We start from the raw sequence: 19,701 nt of genomic DNA, 5'->3' as shown, positions 1-19,701 counted from the left end.
TACGGACGCCGGGCCGCGCCGCGGTCAGAGCAGGGCCTGGGCGCCCTCGTCGTCGATCAGCTCGGCGATCTTCACGGTGTATTCGAGCAGTTCGGGATGCCACCCCATGTACGCGGCGAAGTCATGGGCATGGGTGAACACCCGCAGCACCGCGACCCGCCCGGCCACCACCGGATCGGCCGGCGCACCATAGCCGCGGGCCAGGGCGTCCAGAGCGGTGTGGAAGTCGTCCGGGTCCAGGTCCAGACCCGGCGTCCGGCGCTGCAGCGTCATCCGCCATTCGACGAACTCCCCCAGCAGCCAGCCGAAATCGAAGTCGGCGGGACCGCGGGCCACATCCTCACCGGACAGCAGGCAGCCGCCATCCGGCGCGTCCCCCACGACGACCGAGCCCAGGCTGGGCGCACCGTGCAGGAAGACCCCGCCGCTCAGGTCGGTGGCCAGGGCGTGGCACCACTCCCGCACCAGGTTCCACCGGGCGGTGCCGAGTTGGCGGCGGACGATGGTGTGGAAGGCCGACGCGGCTCGCGGCCCGTTGCCCTCGTGCATCCAGGACGCCAGCCGGGCAGGGCCCGGCGGCCCGGAGACGGCCAGGGACGCCGGAACCGTGGTGTGCAGCAGGCGCAGCGCCGCGCCCGTCCCGGACACGGCTCCGGCCACCAGCCCGGGAGGAAGACCCAGGGCGCGGCCCACGCAGAGTTTCGCCACCGGGACCGGGCCTGGCACCCGGTAGTGCAGGGCGTCGCCGACCGCCTCCGGGAGCGCGAGCCGCAGACCGGCCGGGCGCAGCGCGGTGAGCGCGGCGCGCACCGGCGCGCTGGGCGCGCTCAGCGGGACGGGGCGGTCGTCGCCCGGGCGGCGGATCCACACGTATCCCGGGCCGTGGGGGTGGATGGCGGTGCGCAGGAAACCGGTGGCGAACTCCTGCACGGCGGACGCGGTCGGCTGCGTCATCGTCCCTCCTCCTCTCCAGGTGAAGGGGCGGCCGCCAGACGGGCCCTGAGCTGCTCCAGGGCGGGGATGACAGCGGGCAGCGGCGTGGCCACGGTGGCGCCCGGGCGGCCGGTCGTCACGCTGTAGCCCGGCTGCGGGGGCACCACGGTCACGTTGGGGCGCTCCGCCAGTGCCGCGACGTGCCGGCGGTAGCCGTACGACTCCGCGCCGCCCGGAGGCAGCGCGGGAGCGATGGCGATGGGTGCCCGGGTGCACTGCAGGGCCAGCAGCAGGGGGGTGTCGGCGGCGCCCAGGGCCAGCCGGCTGACGAAGTTGTAGGTCGCCGGATGGACGACTATCGCGTCAGGCCACTGCGCGAGCTCGACGTGGGTGGCGCCTTCTTCCGGCTCGTCCGGCCAGACGTCCTGCAGGACCGTTCCGCCCGCGAACGCGGTCAGTGCGTCACGCGTGACGAACCGTTGTGCGGACCGGGTGAGCATGGTGCGTACTTCGATGTCCGGGTACGCGGTCCGCAGCCAGTTGAGCCACATCGGCATGAACATCACCCCGAGGGAGCCGGTGCCCGCGAAGAGCACCCTGCGGGCGCCGAAGTCCGGTGCCGGTCCTTCGGGCGGGGGCGCGTTCTCAGCCATGGAGGCGGTCCAGGGCGGCGAGGATGTCCTGGAGGTCGGTCATGACGGCGCCCAGACCCTCGATGTGCATGACGCCTGCCGGGTTGAGTACCACCTCGTCGACGCCGCTCTCCCGGTAGCGGTGGAGTTCGGCGGCGATCTCGTCGGGCGTTCCGGCGACGAACACCCCTGCGTCGACCAGGGCGTCCGCGCCGGCGTCCGGGTCGTGCGCGTAGGCGGGGACGCCGGCGCGGCGCAGCATGTCGGTGTAGTGGGCGGCACTGAGGTGGGCGCCGGCGCCGCGGCGGGCCGCCAGGCGGATGTCGCGGCCGGGGCGGGCGACGGCGACATGGATCACGGTCGCCACCCGCGGCGCGGCACGGTCCGCCGCCGCGGCGCCCTTGGCCAGGGCTGGCACGAGAGTGTCGGCGATGTAGTGCGCCGGGGTCATCCAGGTGACGGCGACGTCGGCGACCGCCCCGGCCATCGTGGCCATCCGCGGGCGCAGCACGCCCAGGCCGAGTTCGACCGGCGGGGCGTCCAGGGCGATGAGCTGGGCGTCGATGGAGTGGTACGCGCCGTCGCGGCGCGCGAGTCCGCCGTCCAGCAGCTCGCGCATGGACGTCATGTACTCCCGCATCGCGGTGAGCGGCTTGGCGTAGCGCTCGGGAAGCAGGGAGTCCTGGAACTCCGGTGCGGCCGGGCCGATGCCGGCCACGTAGGGGGCGCCGCTGAGCGCGGCCACCGAACGCGCCTGCACGGCGGCGTCGTACGGGTGGCGCAGCGGCGCGAGGGTCACCCCGCTGCCCATCGGGATGCGGTACCCCATGCCGGCCAGGGCCGCGAAGAGCTGGTGGGTGTCAAGCCGCAGGGACTGGCCCAGCCACAGCCGGCCCGCGCCGCGGCGCTGCAACAGCCGGGCGAAGGGCAGGATCTGCCCGGTGCTGGAGGGCTGGATCGGGTACATGATGCTGGTGTTGTGCGTGGAGGTCACGGGATCTCCCCTCTCAGTAGGAACGTTGGCCGACAAGTTCACGGCGCGCCGCCAGGCGGCTGCCGGACTCCCGGCGTGAGGACTTCAGGAGGAGCCGCGGAGCGAGCAGCAGCCCCAGCAGGGTCCACGCTCCGAGCACGCCGAAGGTCTGCCAGTGCTGCCAGCTCTGGCCGGTCTCTGCCACCAGCGCGCTGTCGGGCAGGAGGGCGGAACGGATGCCCTGGGCGATCCACTTCAGGGGGAAGACCTCGCCGGTGATCCGCAGCCACCGCGGCATGCTCGTGACCGGGAAGAAGATCCCCGAGATGAAGAGGAGTCCGAGCATGGGGATCATCACCCAGGCCAGGGCCTGGCGTGGGTTGGGCAGCATCGCGCCGACCGCGGCGCCGAGCAGGGAGAGCGCGACCAGACCCAGCGTGGTCACCCACAGCAGGGTGCCCCACTGGTCCGCGCTCCGGGGGAAACCGGAGTCGGTGGTGAGCGCGCCTCCGGCCAGCAGCAGCGCGGTGCTCAGGCCGGCGATCGCGAGGACCATCACCGTCTTGCCCAAGAGGTAGGCGGCCATGCCGCCGGGCGTGCCGCGCAGGCGCAGCAGCGTGCCGTCCTCGCGCTCGGTGGCCAGTTGCTGCGGCAGCCACACCATCGCGATCATGGCGAGGAGCGCGGCGACGCTTCCGGCGATCACCATGCGCGAGGAAGGCACCGGGCTGCCGGGGATGGTGCCGGTCTGGAACGACGCGGTGAGCAGGAACATCGCCGGATTGGTCAGATGGCCCAGGTACTCGCGCGGGGTGCGCGCGGTCTGCCGCAGTTCTGTCCTCCCCCGGTGCAGCCCAACGGCGAGGGACTGTCGGCTGATCACGCTTCCTCCTGGTGGAGCATGCCCAGATAGGTGTCCTCCAGCGTGGGCCGGCGCACCTCCAGGTCAGGGATGGGGCCGCCGAGCCGGGTGTGGAGGTCCCACACCAGAGCGGAGGGGTCCTTGGTGTGCTGCCGGCACCGCCGACCGTCCTCGGACCAGCGCACGTCGGCGTCGGCCTGGATCTGCGCGGCCAGTTCGTCGATGGACCCCGCGGCGACGAGCCGACCGGCGACGAGCACCGCGATGCGGTCGGCCAGCCGCTCGGCCTCGGCGAGGTCGTGGGTGGTGAGCAGGACCGTCATGCCTTCGACCGCGCTCAGCCGCTCCACCAGTGTGTGGAAGTCGCGCCGCGCCTCCGGGTCGAACCCGGTGGTCGGTTCGTCGAGGAAGAGCAGCTCGGGCCGGCCGATGATGCCCAGCGCGACGTCCAGACGCCGCCGCTGGCCTCCGGAGAGCTTCTGGCACTCCTGGCCGGCCTGCTCCGACAGCCCGACGGTCTCCAGCAGCTCGCCCGCGTCGCGCGGGTCGGGGTAGTACCGCGCGAAGTGCTCGACCAACTCCCCGACCCGCCACCGGGCGTGGTCGCGCCAGGACTGCATGACGATCCCCAGCCGTGCCCGCCAGGCTGCGTCGGCGTGCTCGGGATCGGTGCCCAGCACGCTGACGTCTCCACCGGAGCGCCGCCGGAAACCCTCCAGGATCTCGATGGTGGTGCTCTTACCGGCCCCGTTGGGCCCCAGCAGCGCCAGTACCTCCCCCCGCCGCACCTCCAGATTCACTCCGTGGAGCACATCGCGCGCGCCGTAGCGCATCCGCAGGTCCCGGATGAGGATCGCGGGAGGGACGGGTTCGGAAGCCGCAGCCGTCACCGGCGGCGCTGCTGAGGGAAGGGCCATATCGCTGGACCCTAACGACGGAACGATCTTCGCCGGCACTCCCGAGGCAAGTTGGCCCAGCCCCGAGGTGTCCTCCCCTGGCCACCGCATATAGGCCCTGACCAGCTACAACGCGTCTTCCGGCCGCCGGTTTCCCAAGTAATGGGCCCGCGCGGTTTCTTGGCAGCCAAACCCGGACCCGCTGACCCAAGGGAGGGCACCCAGGGATTTCCCGGAAGTGCCAGAGGGTGCGCCGGCCATAGCCTCGCGTGAGTTCACGGGCCTCCTCGTCGCCGACGGCCAAAGGAACCAGGCCGACCGCGTCCCACAGAAGCCGCGGCAGCACCGCCGCCGCCCGCTCCTCAGCGCGGCAGCCCCGCAGGCGGCGCGCTGGTGTGGCGTACGCGGAGCTGCATCGGAATGTACAGGGGCTCCGTGTCGCCGCCGGCGGTCATCAGGGTCTCCAGTTTCTGGGCGGCCTGCCGCCCCAGTTCGTGCCGGGCCAAGGAAGCCGTGGTGAGTCGGCGCGAACTGGGCAAGTCGTCGAGGGAGATGTCGTCGCAGCCGATCACCGACATGTCTGCGGGACCCGCAGATCCGAATCCTCCAACGCGGTCACCGCACCGATCGCCACCAGGTCGTTGTACGCGCCGGGGTTGCCGAGGTGCCGGCAGGCCTGCCGGGCGAACCGGCCTCGGTATCGGCATCGACGAAGGGATCGTACGAGAGCTCGCCTTCTGGCCCGCAGCGGCGAGCACCCCGACCGGCCAAGTCCCCACCTGGGCCCCGTCGCGGCCCACACATGAAGGAGCCTCACATGAACCAGCATGCACGAGCGCGCAGGACCCCTCGCCGGGCTCTGGTCCTCGTCGCCGCACCCGCACTCGCCGCCGGCCTCCTGGCCTCGGTGCAGAGCGCGTCGGCCGCTCCGGCGAAGGCCGCCACCTGCCCCGCACCGGCCGCGGCCATCGGCCTCAGCAAGGCATGGAAGCTCCAACTCCCCACCCCCGACAGCAACGGCGACCCCCTGGAGATCAAGCAGCCCGCACTGTCGACGTACAGCAAAGCTTCCTGGTTCACGACCGCCGCGAGCTGCAGCGCGATCCTCACGCGGGCCGCCGTCACCGGGGCCGCCACCGCAACACCGGCTACCCGCGGTCGGAACTGGGCGAGATGACCGCGAACGGGTCGTCGACGACGAGCTGGTCGTCCACGTCGGGCACGCACACCATGGTCGTCGACGAGGCCATCACGCACCTCCCCCAGGTCAAACCGCATGTGATGGCGGGACAGATGCACGACGAATCGAGCGACGTGACATCGTTCCGTCTCGAGGGGACCAGCCTGTACATCACGTCCTACAACACCACGCACTACAAGCTGGTGACCGCCGACTACAAGTTGGGAACCCGCTTCCAGGGGAAGTTCGTGGTCCACGACGGAAAGGTCGACGTCTACTACAACGGCACGCTCAAGGCCACCGTCGCCGCCAAGTTCAAGAGCGGCTACTTCAAGGCAGGCGCCTACGCCCAGTCAGGCTTCCGGCAGAGTGACGGGACCGGCGCCGCCGGTCGGTCGCCCCTCACTCGCGAGGCCCGGTGTGGGTCTCCACGGTCGACTGCAGTGCTGTCGACGCCACCGCCGTGCCCGGCGCGAGCGCACCTCGCGACAACGCTGTCCCGGAGTTGCTGCTCACAGCAACGGCCACCCGCGGCAGCGGCGTCTTCGACTCTGTGTCCTACGTTCAGCGGCTGAACACGCGAGGGGGCCTGGCCCCCAGCGGAGCCTGCTCGCAGGGAGCGCAGATCGGTGTGGACGCGACAGTGAGGGGGCTTTCATGAGCGTCGACTCATGAAAGCCCCCTCTCGTGTTCCCTCACAGGTCAGCCGACGCCGATACCGAACAGGTGCATGTTCACGTTCTCCGGCAGGGTGACCGCGGCGATTCGCTTGCCGTCGGGCGCCTCGAACGGCTTGGTGGCGAAGACGTACGCCGGACCGCCGTGCCCGGGATTGCGGTACGCGGCCCTGGCCACCACGGAGTTGCCGAAGACGGGTGTCCCGGAGTCGCTCCCGCCCGGCAGCACCCAGTCGCCGAACGACAGATCCGTCTGCTCCTCGCTGCCGTCGGTGAAGGTCAACGTGGCCGTCGTCCGCACGTCCCCGTAGATGGCCGCACCCACGAACGTCAGCCGTCGGACGTTGTCGGACTGCGTGCTCAGATCGATCGTCTGGCCCGCCGCGTAGAGGTGGTCGGGGCGCCCGGGCGGGGACGCCGGCCAGGTGAAGGTCGTGCCCGAGGCCATCACCTTCGCGCCGGGCACCAGACCGGCCGCGGCCAGGGCCTGCCGGGAGTAACTTCCGCCCGAGCGGTCGAAGTCGCCCTGGGAGGTGTTGGTGTCGCTGGAGATGCCGGTGGCGTTGTACGCGGCCCCGAAGCTCCCCTTGGCGGCGACCTGGACGTGGATGGTCTGCCTGACGGCTGGGCCGGTCCTGCCGCGCACGGTCACCGGGATCTCGTAGAAGCCGTCGGCGGTGTCCGTTCCCGCGGTGACGGCGAGTTCGACACTGCCCGAGCCCGAGCCCTTGGCGAGCGTCAGCGTCTTCTCCTTGGCGCTCAGCGTCAGTCCGGCCGGCGCCTCGGCCGTGACGGTGAGTGTCCGGTCCTTGCCGCCGAGGCGCTGCGCGGCCACGGTGAACGTCGCCGACTTGCCCCGGTCGACGACGACCTGGCTGGGCGAGACGCTCGCGAGGAAGGGATGCTCTCCCTCCTGGTACGACGGCGGGGCGGCCTTCGCGCCGGTGGCCCAGGTGGAGTCCGCGCTGTCTCCCAGCGTGAAGTCCAGCCTTCCTCCCTTGCTCACCACGCTCCGCGGCAGGTAGGTCCGGTTCCAGGGGGCGCTGTCGAGCTTGAGCCCGTGGACGTACTTGGTGTCAGCGGACGCCCCGGGTGCCCGGATGTCCAGGTCGTGGGAGCCGGGCAGGTCGAGGACGGCACGCTCGAACAGCGGGCTGTGCACGGTCAGGTCCGCCGTGCCCGGCGTGGCGGGGTAGACGCCGAGGGCGGCCCACACGTACCAGGCGGACTGTGCGCCCAGGTCGTCGTTACCCGGTTCGCCGTCCGGTGTGGGATTGAAGAGGGTGGTCGCGATCCTGCGGACCGCCTCCTGTGTCTTCCAGGGCTCGCCGAAGTAGTTGTACGCCCACGGCACCGCGAAGTCGGGCTCGTTGCCGGCCCACATGTAGGGCGCGTTGGGCCCCGCGTTGAGCTGGGTCAGGAAGGTGTCGAGCCGTTTGACGGCCACCTCGCGGCCGCCCATCGCCGTGGCCAGACCGGCCATGTTCTGCGGGACGAGCCAGTTGTACTGAGCCGCGTTGCCCTCGTCGAAGCCGCTCTGCCCGATCTGGCCGGAGGACGGGGCCTGGAAGGCGGGGCCGTCCGGGAAGAGTCCGTCCTCGGTGCGCGGCTGGAGGTAGCCGGTCGACGCGTTGAGGATGTTCTGCCAGTTCTGGCCGCGCTGGGTGAACTCGGCGGCAATGCCGCTGTCGCCCGCTGCTTCGGCGAGCTGCGCGATGGCGAAGTCGTCGATCGACCACTCCAGGGTGATGGAGGCGCCCACAAGCTGGTGGTCGCCACGCGCGGAGTCGTTGTTGGGCAGATAGCCGCGCTCGACGTAGCTCTCGATGCCGGGACGCTCACGGTATGCGCCTGGACTGTCGTCCACCGTCGTCGCGCCCTTCACGAGGTACTTCAGCGCCGTTTTGACGTCGAAGTCCCGTGCCCCGTACGCGTACAGCGCGGCGACCAACGGTACCGAGTTGTCGCCGGTCATCTGGCCGGTGGACTGGTTGGCCATGGGCCAGCGGGGCCACCAGCCGCCCTGCACGGCGTCGTTGACGAGCGACTGCGCCATGTCGCTCGCCTCCTTGGGCCAGAGCATGGCCTGCAGTGGTGCGAGCGAGCGGTAGGTGTCCCAGTCGGAGAAGTTCGCGTACTGATTGCGGCCCCTGGGCAGCGTGTGGGTCTTGTCGTCGAATCCGATGTAGCGGCCGTCGACGTCGTTGAAGGTGTTCGGATGCATCAGGGAGTGGTACAGCGCGGTGTAGAAGGTCTTGAGTTCACCTTCGTCACGGCCGGCCACCCGCACCTTCCGCAGCGTGTCGGTCCACTGGTCGCGGGTCTTCTTCGCGACGGCGCCGAGGTCCCAGCCGGGTATCTCCGCGGCCATGTTGGCCTGCGCACCGGCCACGCCGACGTAGCTCATGGACACCTTCGCCCGCACAGTGCGGTCCTGCCCGCCGCTGGTGTCGAAGGTCAGGTAGGTCCCGGCGCGCTTGGCGTCCACCGAGTCGCCGCCCGGACGGACGGTCGAACCGTCCCAGGTGCCGTGTGCGGTGAACGGACGGTCGAACGTGATCGCGTAGTGGACCGTGTAGGTGTTGGACTTGCCGCAGAAGTGGCCCGTCGTGGCGGACCCGGTGACCTGGCGGTCCCCCACGATCTTCATGTCGGCCGCGTCATTGCCGCCGAGGCTGGCGCCGCCCTTGACCAGCACCTGGGCCGCGTCCGTGGCCGGGAAGGTGAAGGCGGCGAGGCCGGTGCGGGTGGTCGCGGTCAGTTCGGCCCGGACGCCGGAGTCCTCCAGCGTGACGGCGTAATAGCCCGGCTGCGCCTTCTCGGTGCCGTGACCGTACTTCTCGGTGCGGTCCCAGGGTGCGGAGCCGATGTCGCCGACCACCGGCAGGATCGGCACGTCGCCGAAGGCGCTGCAGCCGACGGAGGCGTGGTCGAGGCTGAAGCCGCGGATCCGGTCGTTGTGGTACTGGTAGCCGGCGTAGCTGTTCTGCGTGTCGGGCGAGAACTGCATCATCCCGAACGGGGCGGCTGGGCCGGGGAAGTTGTTGATCTCACCGAACGAACTGCCGCTCAGGCCCGTGCCGATCAGCGGATCGACGTAGCGGGACGGATCGTCGACGAGGGAGGCGGACCTCGCGGATTGTGACAACGTTGTCGCCGCTGCTGACATCGTTGTCGGAGCGGCTTCGGCTGTGATGGCAGCGCCCGTGCACAGCGCCGTCGCGGCGACGACGGCGCTCAGACGACTGCGTAACCTTCGATGTCTCACATGGGACTCCTGTGACAGGACGGGCTTTGCGGGGCCAGCGACACCCTCCAGTGCGATGGCCCCGCGGTCAACCCCCCTGCATGCGTTGGCCGTTACCGGCCACCAGCCACCGGCGACCAGCAGCCACTGCGGGTCGCTGTGAGAGATGAGGGAGACGAGGGAGATGAGGTGCAGAGCCGCGCCGCCGCCTGCCGGCGGTTCACGTCGATTCTCGGCGTCAGCCCCGGCAGCAACCCGTACCGCTGATCAGGCCCCGGTCACTTGGCGTCCTGAAGGGATCCGGCGCCCGGGACCTCTTCCGGTGCGGTCTCCGTGAACGACATCTCCGGCGGCGGGACGCGGAACATCCGGGTCAGGTAGGCCAGGTACACCACGCCGAGGCTCAACCAGATCAGGCCCAGGGTGAGCGCCCTGCCGTCGAGGTGGAACAGCAGGTAGAGGTCCACGATCGCGCCGACGGCGGGGGCGACGACGTACGACAGCGGGCTGGGGGTCTCGCCGGCGCGGCGACGCCGTACATAGGTGGCGAGCACGGAGACGTTGACGAAGGTGAAGGCGGTGAACGCGCCGAAGTTGATGAAGGACGTCGAGGTGGCCACGTCCAGGCGCAGGGCGATCAGGCCGACCGCGCCGGTCAGCAGGATGTTCAGCGCGGGGGTGCGGTAGCGCTCGTGGAGGCGGGCGAAGACCTTGCGCGGGAGGGCGCCGTCGCGGCCCATCGCGTACAGCAGGCGTGAGGTGCTCGCCTGCGCGGCGATGCCGGAGGCGAACTGCGCGACCACGAGCCCGGCCAGGAACACCGAGGAGAACAGGTCGCCGCCGATGGTCTTCGCGATCTCGAAGGCGGCGGAGCTGGGGTCGTCGAAGGTGCTGCCCGGATGGGCGAGCTGGGTGGTGTAGGCGACCAGGACGAAGATGCCGCCGCCGATCAGCGCGGTGAGCAGGATCGCGCGCGGCATGGTGCGCTTCGGGTCGATCGTCTCCTCCGTCAGTGTGGTGACCGCGTCGAAGCCGAGAAAGGAGTACGCGGCGATGGCGGCACCCGCCGAGATGCCGGCGGCGGTCGTCGCGCCGTTGGCGAAGGGTGTGGCGCTCACCAGCGCGCCGGCGCCGCCCGCGTGGAAGACGTGGCGCACCGAGAGGATGACGAAGATGCCGATGACCAGCACCTGGAAGACCATGAGCAGGTCGTTGACGCGCTCGGCGGCCTTGATGCCCCGGATGTTCAGCGCTGTGGTGACGGCGACGAAGCCGATGATCCATGTCCAGTGCGGCACGCCCGGGAACTGGGCCTGGAGATAGGCGCCGCCGATCAGCCAGATGACCATCGGCAGGAAGAAGTAGTCGAGCAGGGTCGCCCAGCCGACGAGGAAGCCGAGCCGCCCGTCGATCGCCTTGCGGACGTAGGTGTAGGCGGAGCCGGCCACGGGATACGCGGCGGCCATCTTGCCGTAGCTGTGGGCCGTGAACAGCATCGCGACCAGGGCGAGGAGGTAGGCGGTCGGAACCGCGCCGCCGGTTTCGGCGGCGACCACGCCGAAGGTGCCCAGGACGATCAGCGGGGTCATGTAGGCGAGACCGAACAGCACGACGGCTCTGAGGGTGAGGGTGCGCGCGAGAACGGGCGCGCCGGTGGCGTCGTTGGCCATGGAGGGGCTCCGGGGGACGTACGGGCGGGGACGGAGAGCGGGTGAGAGCCGAGGTGTCAGGCTCGCGGACGCCAGGTGCGCGGGTCGATGCGGCCGCCGTACAGCGGCAGCTCGATGGGGGCGTCGGTGTCCGTGAACTGGTCCCACATGCGGTTCACGCCTGCGGTGCCGTACGTCCGGACGCGGGTCACGTCGTCCAGGTCGATCACGTCGGTGAGGATGGTGCTGCCGTCACCGGGCGCCTCCGCCCGGATTCGGCCCTCGGGGTCGACGACCAGGCTGTGCCCGCTGCCCACGGGGCCCGCGGTGTTCACGCTGACCACGTGCACCTGGTTGACGATGGCGTTGGCGCGGGCCAGGACGACCTCCTGCGCGCGGTCGGCGGTCGTGGTCATCACGGGGTTGACGATGACCTCGGCGCCCTGCCACGCCAGGTGGCGGGCGACCTCCGGGAACCAGGCGTCGTAGCAGATCGCGAAGCCGATCCGCCCCGCCTCGGGGACGTCGAAGACCACGAACCGGTCGCCGGGATCGTAGGGCTCGCTCGGCCGCCAGGGGAACACCTTGCGATACCAGGCCGCCAGACGCCCCTGCGGGGAGAAGGCCAGGGCGGTGTTGAACAGTTCCCCGGCCGGGCCGCGCTCGCACACCGAGCCCGGCAGCAGCCAGATCCCCAGGTCCGCCGCCAGTGCGGCCAGCTCCTTGACCCGAGGGCCGTCGAGGGGCTCGGCGATCTCCTGCAGCTGCTCGTGCGCCTCGGCGCCGAGAGCGTCGACGCCGCACAGGTGCAGTTCGGGGAAGACCGCCATCCGGGTGTACGGGAAGCGGGCCATGATGCTCTCCGCCTCGGCCGCGAAACCAGCGAGCGGGGTATGCGCAGGCCGCGGGGGGAGCTGGGCGAGAGCCAGGGGCAGGGGGCGGGACATGAACGCGAAAGTAGTTCAATATGAGCAGTTAAACAAGAGTGCTCAAGATGAGCTTTTTGCAGCGATGATCGGCGGAGCTGGTTAGGGTGACGCCATGCCCGGCAGCGACAACGCCCCGACCACCGGACTCACTGCCCCCGAACTGAGCGGTGTGCGCAGGCTGTCCGCGCTGGAAGCGGTCCGGGCCCGGATCGCTCTCGCCGTCGACCTGGGCCTGCTGGCCCCCGGCGACCGCCTGCCCGGCACCCCACAGATCGCCCAGGCCCTCGACGTCAGCGAGATCACCGCCCGTCGAGCCCTGGTCTCTCTGTGTGCCGACGGCGTGCTGGAGCGCCGTCGCGGGCGCGGCGGGGGCACGCTGGTCGCGGCGCACCCCACCCCCGGGGCCGTCCTCACCACGGACGCCTACCGCACCGCCGGTGACGCCGTGCACCGGTTGATCGACCACCGGCTCGCCCTGGAATGCGGCATCGCCCACCTGGCGGCGGTCCGTGCCTGCGACGAGGACCTGTCCGAGCTGCGGGAACTCGTCGAGGAGATGGACCGCGTGCCCAGCTGGGCCGAGTTCCACAGCTGCGACGAGCGCTTCCACCTCCGGGTCGCCGAGGCGACCGGCATCGCCTCCGTCACCGGCCCCTACGGCGCGGTCCTGCGCGAGCTCTACCGCTACTACCTGCCCTACCCCATGGACGCGCTGCGCGCTTCCAACCGCGAGCACCGCGACCTCCTCGACGCCCTGCGCCGCCAGGACACCGCCGCGGCGGGGGAGGTCGCCCGGCACCATGTGGAAACGCTGCACCAGACCATGTTCGTAGGCCTGCTCAGTACGTCCACCGACACCAGGACCCCCGTCACGAGCCACTGAACGTGCCATGAGGCGATCTACTGGAGTCGGCCGTGCCACTGAAGCGGCTGCACACCTTCGTAGGGACCTTCGCACCGAGCTTCGTGCACACCTTCGTACGGACCTTCACGCCGACCTTCGTACCCCTTCGTACGGACCATCGTCCGCGGTACGGCGAGTCGGGTGCCCGGGCAGCGGTCCTCGGATCCTTCAGGACTCACGTCGGCCGATGGCCGACCTTCCCGACCGGTCGTCACGTCCGGTGCCGGAGAGCTCTCCGGCTCGACCGGACGGCGCGCCACGACGACCGCGGCCGGCAGCGCACCGGCCTTCGTCGGCTCCGTGACCTGCGCCACAACGCGCCCGCGCGCCCGCTGATTCAGGCGTCCACGCCGTTTCCGGTTCCGGTCTTCCAGGCAGCGGGAATGTTCCTCGACCGCGCGGCTGGGAACCTTGGCCGTGTGATGTTGCGCTGCCTGATCGTCGATGACAGTCGCCACTTCGTGGATGCCGCGCGCGGGCTGCTGGAGCGTGAGGGCGTCACCGTGGTCGGCGTCGCGACGAACGGTGCCGAGGCGCTCGACCGGACGAAGGAGCTGCGGCCCGACGTCACCCTGGTGGACATCGACCTCGGCCGCGAGAGCGGCTTCGATCTCGCCAGGCGCCTGCACCGTGACGGCGGCACGACCTCCCGGGTGATCTTGGTGTCGACGCACTCCGAGGAGGACTACGCGGATCTGATCGCGGCGAGTCCCGCGGTGGGCTTCCTGGCCAAGGCCGAACTGTCGGCCGGGGCGATCAGGGAGCTGCTGGACGCAGGCGACGGCGGGACGGGGCGAGTCGGCGGGGCCTGAGACGGGGCCACGGCACTGCCCGCAGCGGCGGGACCGCCCGCGAGGGCGGCGCCGGTACCAGCGGTGGACGATGCCGACGCTGCCGCCCCGGGTGCGAACGCGGTCGCCCGCGAGCGGGGACTCTCCGGCGCCGACGCGGCCCCAGGCCAAAGCCGACGCAGCCCCAGGCCGAACCGGAGCGCAGCGGCGATCAGCGAGTAGCCCGGCCTGCCCTGGAACGCTTCATACCGGTCATACGGGCCAACGATGACGCCCGCCGAGGCGCCCGGCGCCGGTGGGCTCCAGTCCCCGCTCCTGGCCGACGGGAACCGTCCGGCGCCCGATGGCCGCGAGATGTCCCGATTCGTGAAGGGCGCGGGCATCCGTTAGCGTCGGCTCGGAGGCCATGACATGAGGCGCGGGCTGACTGTTCGGATGGCGGTGGCCGGTGCCCTGCTCGTGGTGCTCGTCGGCACGACCTTCGCATTCCAGCTGTTGGCGATCACTCAGCTGCGCCAGTCCGCACAGCTGAGCCGTCAGGCCAGCGACGAGCTCATCGCCGCTGACGCGATGGAAACGGTCATCGTCGACCTCGAGACCGGCATACGTGGGTACGTCATCACCGGTGAGGACCGCTTTCTCGCACCGTGGGACGGTGCGCGTGCCGATTTCCCCGCGCAGGCGAGGACGCTGGCACGCCTCACCGCAACCGACGGCACCCCGGAGGGCCCGCGCCTGGTCCGGAGCATCGTTCAGGGCGTCTCGTCGTACATCCGGGATTACGCGACGCCGCTCCTGGAGGCTGCGCGGCGACACGATCCCTCCTCGCACAGCGTCGCGACGACGGCCGACGGAAAGCAGCGCGTCGATGCGCTGCGCGCCGAGGTCGACCGCTTGCGGACACTGGAGCACGCGCGCGTCACGATGCGCCAGGAACGTGACGACGCGGCGGCTCGCCGCGCGATCGCCGGCGGCGTCGGCGGTCTGGCCGGGGCGATCCTCCTCGTCCTGGTCTTCACCGGATATCTGACCCGTGTGATCGTCCTACCGGTTCGCAGGGCGGCGGGAATGGCCGGCCGGCTCGCGGGGGGCGAACTCGATACGCGGCTGCCCGAGACCAGCGCGGGCGAGATCGGTGAGCTCGAGCACGCCTTCAACACCATGGGGGGCTCGCTGGAGACGAGCCGCGACGAACTCACCCGCCTCCTGGGGGAGCAGGCCGCACTTCGCCGGGTCGCCACGCTCGTCGCGCGCGGAATCGACCCGGGCGAGATCTTCTCGGCGGTCGCCGAGGAGATCTGCCGGTTGCTCGACGCCGACCACGCCGGCGTGGCGCGCTTCGATCCGGGGGGGACCTCGGCCGAGGTCGTCGGCAGCGTCGGCGATATCGGCGATATCGTCGGTAACAGTGGTACCAGTGGTGACGACGGTGCCCCGATCAGGTCAGCGGTCGGCACGCATGTGCAGCTGCGCGACCACCTCGCTTCGGCGATGGTGTGGCGGACCGGCCGCGCCGCCCAGGTCGACGAGGACCAGTGGAGCGGCATGTCGGACCCGATCACCGACAGGCTGCGCGAGGTGGGAATCCGGTCGATGGTGGCAAGCCCGATCACCATCGAGGGCCACCTGTGGGGCGTGGTGACCGTGCTGACCAAGCGAGGTCCCTTTCCTTCCGGCACCGCCGACCGCATGGCGGACTTCACCGCGCTCGTCGCGACGGCCGTCGGAAACGCCGAGAGCCGGGCCGAGCTCGCCGCCTCGCGGAGACGGATCGTCGCAGCCGCGGACGAGACCCGACGGCGGATCGAGCGGGACCTCCACGACGGGACCCAGCAGCGTCTGGTCTCGCTCGGCCTCCAGCTGCGTCTCGCACAGTCCCTGGTGCCCGCCGGGCAGTCCGAGCTGGAGACGGAGCTCGGCCGGGTGGCGGACGAGCTCAACGCGGTCGTCGACGATCTGCGCGAGATCGCCCGCGGCATCCACCCGGCGATTCTGTCCGAAGGGGGCCTGGGTCCGGCACTGCGGACGCTGGCCCGCCGGGCCGCGATCGCGGTCGACCTCGATGTCGGCACGATCACGCGGCTCCCGGAGCCGATCGAGGTGGTGGCGTATTACGTCGTCTCGGAAGCACTCACGAACGCGACGAGGCACGCCCAGGCGACCGTGGTGCGCGTCGCCGTCGAGGAGCGGGACGACCACCTTCATCTCTCGATGCGCGACGACGGGGTGGGCGGCGCCGATCCCGCCCGCGGCTCGGGTCTGATCGGCCTGCGTGACCGGGCGGAGGCGCTGGGCGGGTCGATCGAGGTCACCAGTCCTCCTGGCGAGGGGACGCTGATTCTCGTCCGGCTCCCGCTGCGGCTCCACTGACAGCGCCCGGCGCGGTCGCCGGACGCGGTGGTCGCCGTACTCGGTGCGTTCGTGGGGAGGCGTGCGCGGCCCGCGCCGACGCCGGACAACCGTCTGCACGGCCGCACCCCGATGTGACACCACCGCGGAACTTCTCCGCAGCGCGGGCGGGTGGCTTCCCGTGCCGGTCCCCGTCCCGCTCGCGCGAGGCGATGTCGCGGGCGCCGCACAACGGTCTTGGCCCGGCATCGCCCCCCACGGTCATCGCCTGCCGCTGACCGGGGTCCACCGGTTCCTGCTGGCAGGTAGTCGGGTCGGGCGCTGGCCACGACGACGTGAGCGGACCTGGCCGCAAAGCTGAGACAAAAGGCGGCGCCCCCCGGTAGGCCGCGAAGACGGAAGGAAGCGAGGCAGGAACAATGACGGAGACTCTGGCTACGAAGACATCGCTCCCCGGATACGGGATGCCGGGCACGGCCGAGGCGGCCCTGGCCGAGGCGCTGTTCGCATCGACCCTGCAGTTCACCGAGTCGCCTTCCCCGGACAAGGTGCGACGTGCCGTCGGGACCACACTGCGGCGGCTGGGAGTCCGCGGGTGTGCCGCGCGGATGGCGCGCGAGTTCGGCGACCACCCGGATACCGCGGTGGCCCGGATGAGGTGGGCGCTGGAGACGATCCACGCCGCCTACCCGGCGCCCTCGATGACACCGACGCCCCCGCTGCGACCACCTGCTCTCACGAGCTGATCGCAGGATCACCGGTCGAACTCCGAACACGGCCCGAACGCGAAGGTCCCCGGACTGACAGTCATCTCGACGACCTGAGATCTACACAGCCGCGCACCGCCCTGCCGAACCAGGCCCGGGCGGCCGCGGCCTGTCGGCTGCCCGCAGCGGGATCCCGGTCCAGGGAGCACCGCGGAAGGCCCGCTTCCGCCTGCCCGGAAAGCCCATGCCACCAGCGTCGTTGCAGCTAGCGGGAATTCGAGGGTTTGGCTCTCCGGGGGGCCGAACGGCCGCTGGCGGCGATGTCCGCGGCACGGTCCCGCGGAATCGTTGAGCACGTCATAGACAACTCGAACCAAGGGCCGAAGAGGGCAGTTCACGCCAGATGAGCAGCGGCGCAGAGCGCCGGCAGGGCACACCGCACCGGGCCCACGAGCAAGGAGGGAAGCATATGGCGAACGTCGTCACGAGAAACCGGGAATCGGTGGTGATCGCTGTCCCGCAACGGCGGGTAGCGCCCCGGAAGTACACGGTGGAGGCCATCGGGACGTTCTTCCTCGTCTTCACGGTGGCAGCCAGCGTCCTCAGCCACAGCACCTTCACCCCGCTGGCCGCCGGCACGGTCCTCATGGTGATGGTCTACGCCGGTGGGCACATCTCCGGCGGCCACTACAACCCCGCGGTGACCATGGCAGCCCTGGTCCGGCGCCGGATCACACCGGCTGATGCCGTCGCGTACTGGATCGTGCAGTTCGCCGCCGGGGTGGTCGCCGCGGTGGTCGCCCGCGCGGTCGTGAACCCGGCGCAGGTCACGGCCCTGGCCCCGTCCGGTCACGCCCTCGCGGCCACCGCCGTGGTGGAGTTCCTGTTCACCTTCGCCCTGTGCTACGTGGTGCTCAACGTCGCCACCAGCAAGGACCAACCGGGCAACTCCTTCTTCGGGCTGGCGATCGGTTTCACCGTGGTGGCGGGCGCGTTCGCCGTCGGCGGTATCTCCGGCGGCGCGTTCAATCCCGCTGTGACGCTCGGCGCCGCCACGGGCGGCCTGTTCGCCTGGTCGACCCTGTGGGTCTACATCGTGGTGCAAGCAGTCGCCGGCGCCGCCGCAGGCCTCGCCTTCCTCACCCTCAACCCCGGCGACAAGTGATCCGGAGGCGGTCCCCACAACCGGGCGGACACCGAATCGGCCCGGTCAGCGACCCCGGACATCCCCAGATCCCGACCCTTCACGTCCATTCAGGTTCCGTTCCCAAAGGAGACAGACGTATGACCAGCACACAGCCCCAGCCGACGACGACGGATGCCGGCATACCGGTCGAAAGCGATGAGCACTCGCTCACCGTCGGCCCGGACGGCCCGATCCTGCTGCAGGACCACTACGCCATCGAGCAGATGGCGCAGTGGAACCGTGAGCGGGTTCCTGAGCGCCAGCCGCACGCCAAGGGCAGCGGCGCGTTCGGCCGGTTCGAGGTCACCGGCGACGTCAGCGCCTACACCAAGGCGGCGGTGTTCCAGCCGGGCACGAGGACGGACCTGGTGGCCAGGTTCTCCACCGTGGCCGGGGAGCGCGGCAGCCCGGACACCTGGCGCGACCCCCGCGGCTTCGCGGTGAAGTTCTACACCACCGAGGGCAACTACGACATGGTCGGCAACAACACCCCGGTGTTCTTCATTCGCGACCCGATGAAATTCCAGCACTTCATCCGCAGCCAGAAGCGCCGCGCCGACAACAACCTGCGCGACCACGACATGCAGTGGGACTTCTGGACCCTGTCCCCGGAATCAGCGCACCAGGTGACCTACCTGATGGGTGACCGCGGCATCCCGCGGACCTGGCGGCACATGAACGGGTACAGCTCGCACACGTACATGTGGGTCAACGCGCAGGGCGAGAGGTTCTGGGTGAAGTACCACTTCATCAGCGAGCAGGGTGTCGAGGGCCTCACCCAGGAAGAGGCCGACGCGCTGGCGTCGTCCGACGGGGACTACCACACCCGCGACCTGTTCGAGGCGATCGGGCGGGGAGACCATCCCAGTTGGGTCCTCAAGGCGCAGATCATGCCGTTCGAGGACGCCAAGAACTACCGGTTCAACGCGTTCGACCTGACCAAGGTGTGGCCGCACGCGGACTACCCGCTGACCGAGGTCGGCCGGATGACGCTGGACCGCAACCCGACCGACCACCACTCGCAGATCGAGCAGCTCGCGGTCGAGCCGAGCAACCTCGTGCCCGGCATAGGTCCGAGCCCGGACAAGATGCTGCTGGGCCGGATGTTCTCCTACCCGGACGCGCATCGCTACCGCATCGGCGCCAACTACAACCAACTGCCGGTGAACGCGCCCAAGTCGCCCGTGCACAGCTACAGCAAGGACGGCGCGATGCGCTACAACCTGGTCTCCGACCCCGTGTACGCGCCGAACTCCAAGGGCGGGCCGCGGGCCGACACGGCCCGCTACGGCGAGCCGGCGGGCTGGCACACGGACGGGGAGATGGTGCGGGGCGCCTACACCCTCCACGCCGAGGACGACGACTGGGGCCAGGCCGGCACGCTGGTCCGCGACGTGCTGAGCGACGCGGAACGCAACCGGCTGGTCGACAACATCGTCGGGCACCTGCTCGCCGGGGTCACCGAACCGGTGCTGCTCCGCGCCTTCGAGTACTGGCACAACGTGGACGCGGACCTCGGGCGGCGGATCGAGAAGGGCGTCCGTGAAGAACAGCCCTGAGCCGTGTGCCGCACCGTGACGGTCTTGATCGGTGTGCCGCACCGTGACGGTCCTGATCGGTGAACCTCACCGTGACAGGTCCCGACCGGTGGGCCGCGTGACGGACGAGGGGGGGGCGGGGGGGGGGGGGCCGGGCCCCCCCGGCAACCCGAGCGGGTAGGCCCAAAGCCACACCCCCCTCCGCCACCACCCAAGGTGCAGTGTGTTATAAAAAAAAAAAAGGCCCC

The 19,701-nt window shown here is 70.7% G+C and carries 17 protein-coding genes and 1 pseudogene; 9 read left to right on the top strand and 9 right to left on the bottom strand.

Features of this window, described 5'->3' with window-relative positions; translation table 11 throughout:
- Positions 1-24 precede the first annotated feature (24 nt).
- From ACFVXA_RS19540 to ACFVXA_RS19515, 6 genes are all read right to left on the bottom strand, one after another.
- Positions 25-954 carry a hypothetical protein gene (locus tag ACFVXA_RS19540; protein ID WP_383904250.1) on the bottom strand — a complete coding sequence of 310 codons (930 nt, stop codon included), beginning with the start codon at positions 952-954 and terminating at the stop codon, positions 25-27.
- Positions 951-1,586 (bottom strand): flavoprotein, encoded by a 636-nt coding sequence (locus tag ACFVXA_RS19535; protein WP_383740645.1) that lies wholly within the window; start codon positions 1,584-1,586, stop codon positions 951-953. Before ACFVXA_RS19535 ends, ACFVXA_RS19540 begins: the two co-directional genes overlap by 4 nt.
- A complete protein-coding gene (locus ACFVXA_RS19530) occupies positions 1,579-2,559 on the bottom strand; it encodes an LLM class flavin-dependent oxidoreductase (protein WP_362023283.1) in 981 nt (326 codons plus the stop codon). Before ACFVXA_RS19530 ends, ACFVXA_RS19535 begins: the two co-directional genes overlap by 8 nt.
- Positions 2,560-2,572: 13 nt before the next feature.
- A complete protein-coding gene (locus ACFVXA_RS19525; RefSeq protein WP_390025782.1) occupies positions 2,573-3,421 on the bottom strand; it encodes an ABC transporter permease in 849 nt (282 codons plus the stop codon).
- The gene (locus ACFVXA_RS19520; RefSeq protein WP_383740650.1) at positions 3,418-4,317 is read right to left on the bottom strand and encodes an ABC transporter ATP-binding protein; all 900 of its coding nucleotides are present in this window, start codon (positions 4,315-4,317) and stop codon (positions 3,418-3,420) included. The genes ACFVXA_RS19525 and ACFVXA_RS19520 overlap by 4 nt, the downstream gene beginning before the upstream one ends.
- Positions 4,318-4,658: 341 nt before the next feature.
- Positions 4,659-4,874 carry a hypothetical protein gene (locus ACFVXA_RS19515; RefSeq protein WP_383740653.1) on the bottom strand — a complete coding sequence of 72 codons (216 nt, stop codon included), beginning with the start codon at positions 4,872-4,874 and terminating at the stop codon, positions 4,659-4,661.
- Positions 4,875-5,113: 239 nt separating this feature from the next.
- Between ACFVXA_RS19515 and ACFVXA_RS19510 the strand changes: the two genes are divergently transcribed.
- The 3 genes and pseudogenes from ACFVXA_RS19510 (at position 5,114) to ACFVXA_RS19500 (ending at position 6,137) form a co-directional block, all read left to right on the top strand.
- A complete protein-coding gene (locus tag ACFVXA_RS19510) occupies positions 5,114-5,473 on the top strand; it encodes a hypothetical protein (protein WP_390025780.1) in 360 nt (119 codons plus the stop codon).
- Positions 5,470-5,775, top strand: a pseudogene (locus tag ACFVXA_RS19505) (polysaccharide lyase family 7 protein); the annotation flags it as partial. The gene ACFVXA_RS19510 and the pseudogene ACFVXA_RS19505, both read left to right, overlap by 4 nt.
- A 119-nt stretch (positions 5,776-5,894) precedes the next feature.
- Entirely contained in the window at positions 5,895-6,137 is a 243-nt protein-coding gene (locus ACFVXA_RS19500; RefSeq protein ID WP_390025778.1) for a DUF3455 domain-containing protein, read from the top strand.
- A 41-nt stretch (positions 6,138-6,178) separates the two neighbouring features.
- On the opposite strand, the gene ACFVXA_RS19495 is transcribed toward ACFVXA_RS19500, so the two are convergent.
- The 3 genes from ACFVXA_RS19495 to ACFVXA_RS19485 form a co-directional block, all read right to left on the bottom strand.
- On the bottom strand, positions 6,179-9,301 hold the full coding sequence (locus ACFVXA_RS19495; protein WP_389934828.1) for a GH92 family glycosyl hydrolase: 3,123 nt from the start codon (positions 9,299-9,301) through the stop codon (positions 6,179-6,181).
- Positions 9,302-9,678: 377 nt separating this feature from the next.
- Entirely contained in the window at positions 9,679-11,070 is a 1,392-nt protein-coding gene (locus ACFVXA_RS19490; protein WP_389466717.1) for an APC family permease, read from the bottom strand.
- A gap of 56 nt (positions 11,071-11,126) precedes the next feature.
- A complete protein-coding gene (locus ACFVXA_RS19485; protein ID WP_362023298.1) occupies positions 11,127-11,996 on the bottom strand; it encodes a carbon-nitrogen hydrolase family protein in 870 nt (289 codons plus the stop codon).
- 94 nt (positions 11,997-12,090) lie between these two features.
- Between ACFVXA_RS19485 and ACFVXA_RS19480 the strand changes: the two genes are divergently transcribed.
- The 6 genes from ACFVXA_RS19480 to ACFVXA_RS19455 all read left to right on the top strand — a co-directional run bounded on the left by ACFVXA_RS19480 (position 12,091) and on the right by ACFVXA_RS19455 (position 19,474).
- A complete protein-coding gene (locus ACFVXA_RS19480; RefSeq protein WP_383740669.1) occupies positions 12,091-12,861 on the top strand; it encodes a FadR/GntR family transcriptional regulator in 771 nt (256 codons plus the stop codon).
- A gap of 443 nt (positions 12,862-13,304) precedes the next feature.
- Entirely contained in the window at positions 13,305-13,694 is a 390-nt protein-coding gene (locus tag ACFVXA_RS19475; protein WP_362023335.1) for a response regulator, read from the top strand.
- A 390-nt stretch (positions 13,695-14,084) separates the two neighbouring features.
- Positions 14,085-16,043 carry a CHASE3 domain-containing protein gene (locus ACFVXA_RS19470; RefSeq protein WP_383904258.1) on the top strand — a complete coding sequence of 653 codons (1,959 nt, stop codon included), beginning with the start codon at positions 14,085-14,087 and terminating at the stop codon, positions 16,041-16,043.
- 398 nt (positions 16,044-16,441) lie between these two features.
- The gene (locus ACFVXA_RS19465; RefSeq protein ID WP_362023305.1) at positions 16,442-16,768 is read left to right on the top strand and encodes a hypothetical protein; all 327 of its coding nucleotides are present in this window, start codon (positions 16,442-16,444) and stop codon (positions 16,766-16,768) included.
- 430 nt (positions 16,769-17,198) lie between these two features.
- Positions 17,199-17,894, top strand: a complete 696-nt coding sequence (locus ACFVXA_RS19460; RefSeq protein WP_362023308.1) for an aquaporin — start codon at positions 17,199-17,201, stop codon at positions 17,892-17,894.
- A 119-nt stretch (positions 17,895-18,013) separates the two neighbouring features.
- A complete protein-coding gene (locus ACFVXA_RS19455; protein WP_362023311.1) occupies positions 18,014-19,474 on the top strand; it encodes a catalase in 1,461 nt (486 codons plus the stop codon).
- Positions 19,475-19,701: the final 227 nt, after the last annotated feature.

The sequence above is a fragment of the Streptomyces sp. NPDC058246 genome (assembly GCF_042881985.1).
Classification (GTDB): Bacteria; Actinomycetota; Actinomycetes; order Streptomycetales; family Streptomycetaceae; genus Streptomyces.
The sequence above is the reverse complement of the archived record's forward strand: the minus strand, read 5'-3'. Positions and strand labels throughout refer to the sequence as shown.

Coding starts and splice junctions, on each gene's coding strand:
- ACFVXA_RS19540 (WP_383904250.1), bottom strand. CDS start 954: ATGACGCAGCCGACCGCGTCCGCCGTGCAGGAGTTCGCCACCGGTTTC.
- ACFVXA_RS19535 (WP_383740645.1), bottom strand. CDS start 1,586: ATGGCTGAGAACGCGCCCCCGCCCGAAGGACCGGCACCGGACTTCGGC.
- ACFVXA_RS19520 (WP_383740650.1), bottom strand. CDS start 4,317: ATGGCCCTTCCCTCAGCAGCGCCGCCGGTGACGGCTGCGGCTTCCGAA.
- ACFVXA_RS19515 (WP_383740653.1), bottom strand. CDS start 4,874: ATGTCGGTGATCGGCTGCGACGACATCTCCCTCGACGACTTGCCCAGT.
- ACFVXA_RS19510 (WP_390025780.1), top strand. CDS start 5,114: ATGAACCAGCATGCACGAGCGCGCAGGACCCCTCGCCGGGCTCTGGTC.
- ACFVXA_RS19490 (WP_389466717.1), bottom strand. CDS start 11,070: ATGGCCAACGACGCCACCGGCGCGCCCGTTCTCGCGCGCACCCTCACC.
- ACFVXA_RS19485 (WP_362023298.1), bottom strand. CDS start 11,996: ATGTCCCGCCCCCTGCCCCTGGCTCTCGCCCAGCTCCCCCCGCGGCCT.
- ACFVXA_RS19480 (WP_383740669.1), top strand. CDS start 12,091: ATGCCCGGCAGCGACAACGCCCCGACCACCGGACTCACTGCCCCCGAA.
- ACFVXA_RS19475 (WP_362023335.1), top strand. CDS start 13,305: ATGTTGCGCTGCCTGATCGTCGATGACAGTCGCCACTTCGTGGATGCC.
- ACFVXA_RS19470 (WP_383904258.1), top strand. CDS start 14,085: ATGAGGCGCGGGCTGACTGTTCGGATGGCGGTGGCCGGTGCCCTGCTC.
- ACFVXA_RS19465 (WP_362023305.1), top strand. CDS start 16,442: ATGACGGAGACTCTGGCTACGAAGACATCGCTCCCCGGATACGGGATG.
- ACFVXA_RS19460 (WP_362023308.1), top strand. CDS start 17,199: ATGGCGAACGTCGTCACGAGAAACCGGGAATCGGTGGTGATCGCTGTC.
- ACFVXA_RS19455 (WP_362023311.1), top strand. CDS start 18,014: ATGACCAGCACACAGCCCCAGCCGACGACGACGGATGCCGGCATACCG.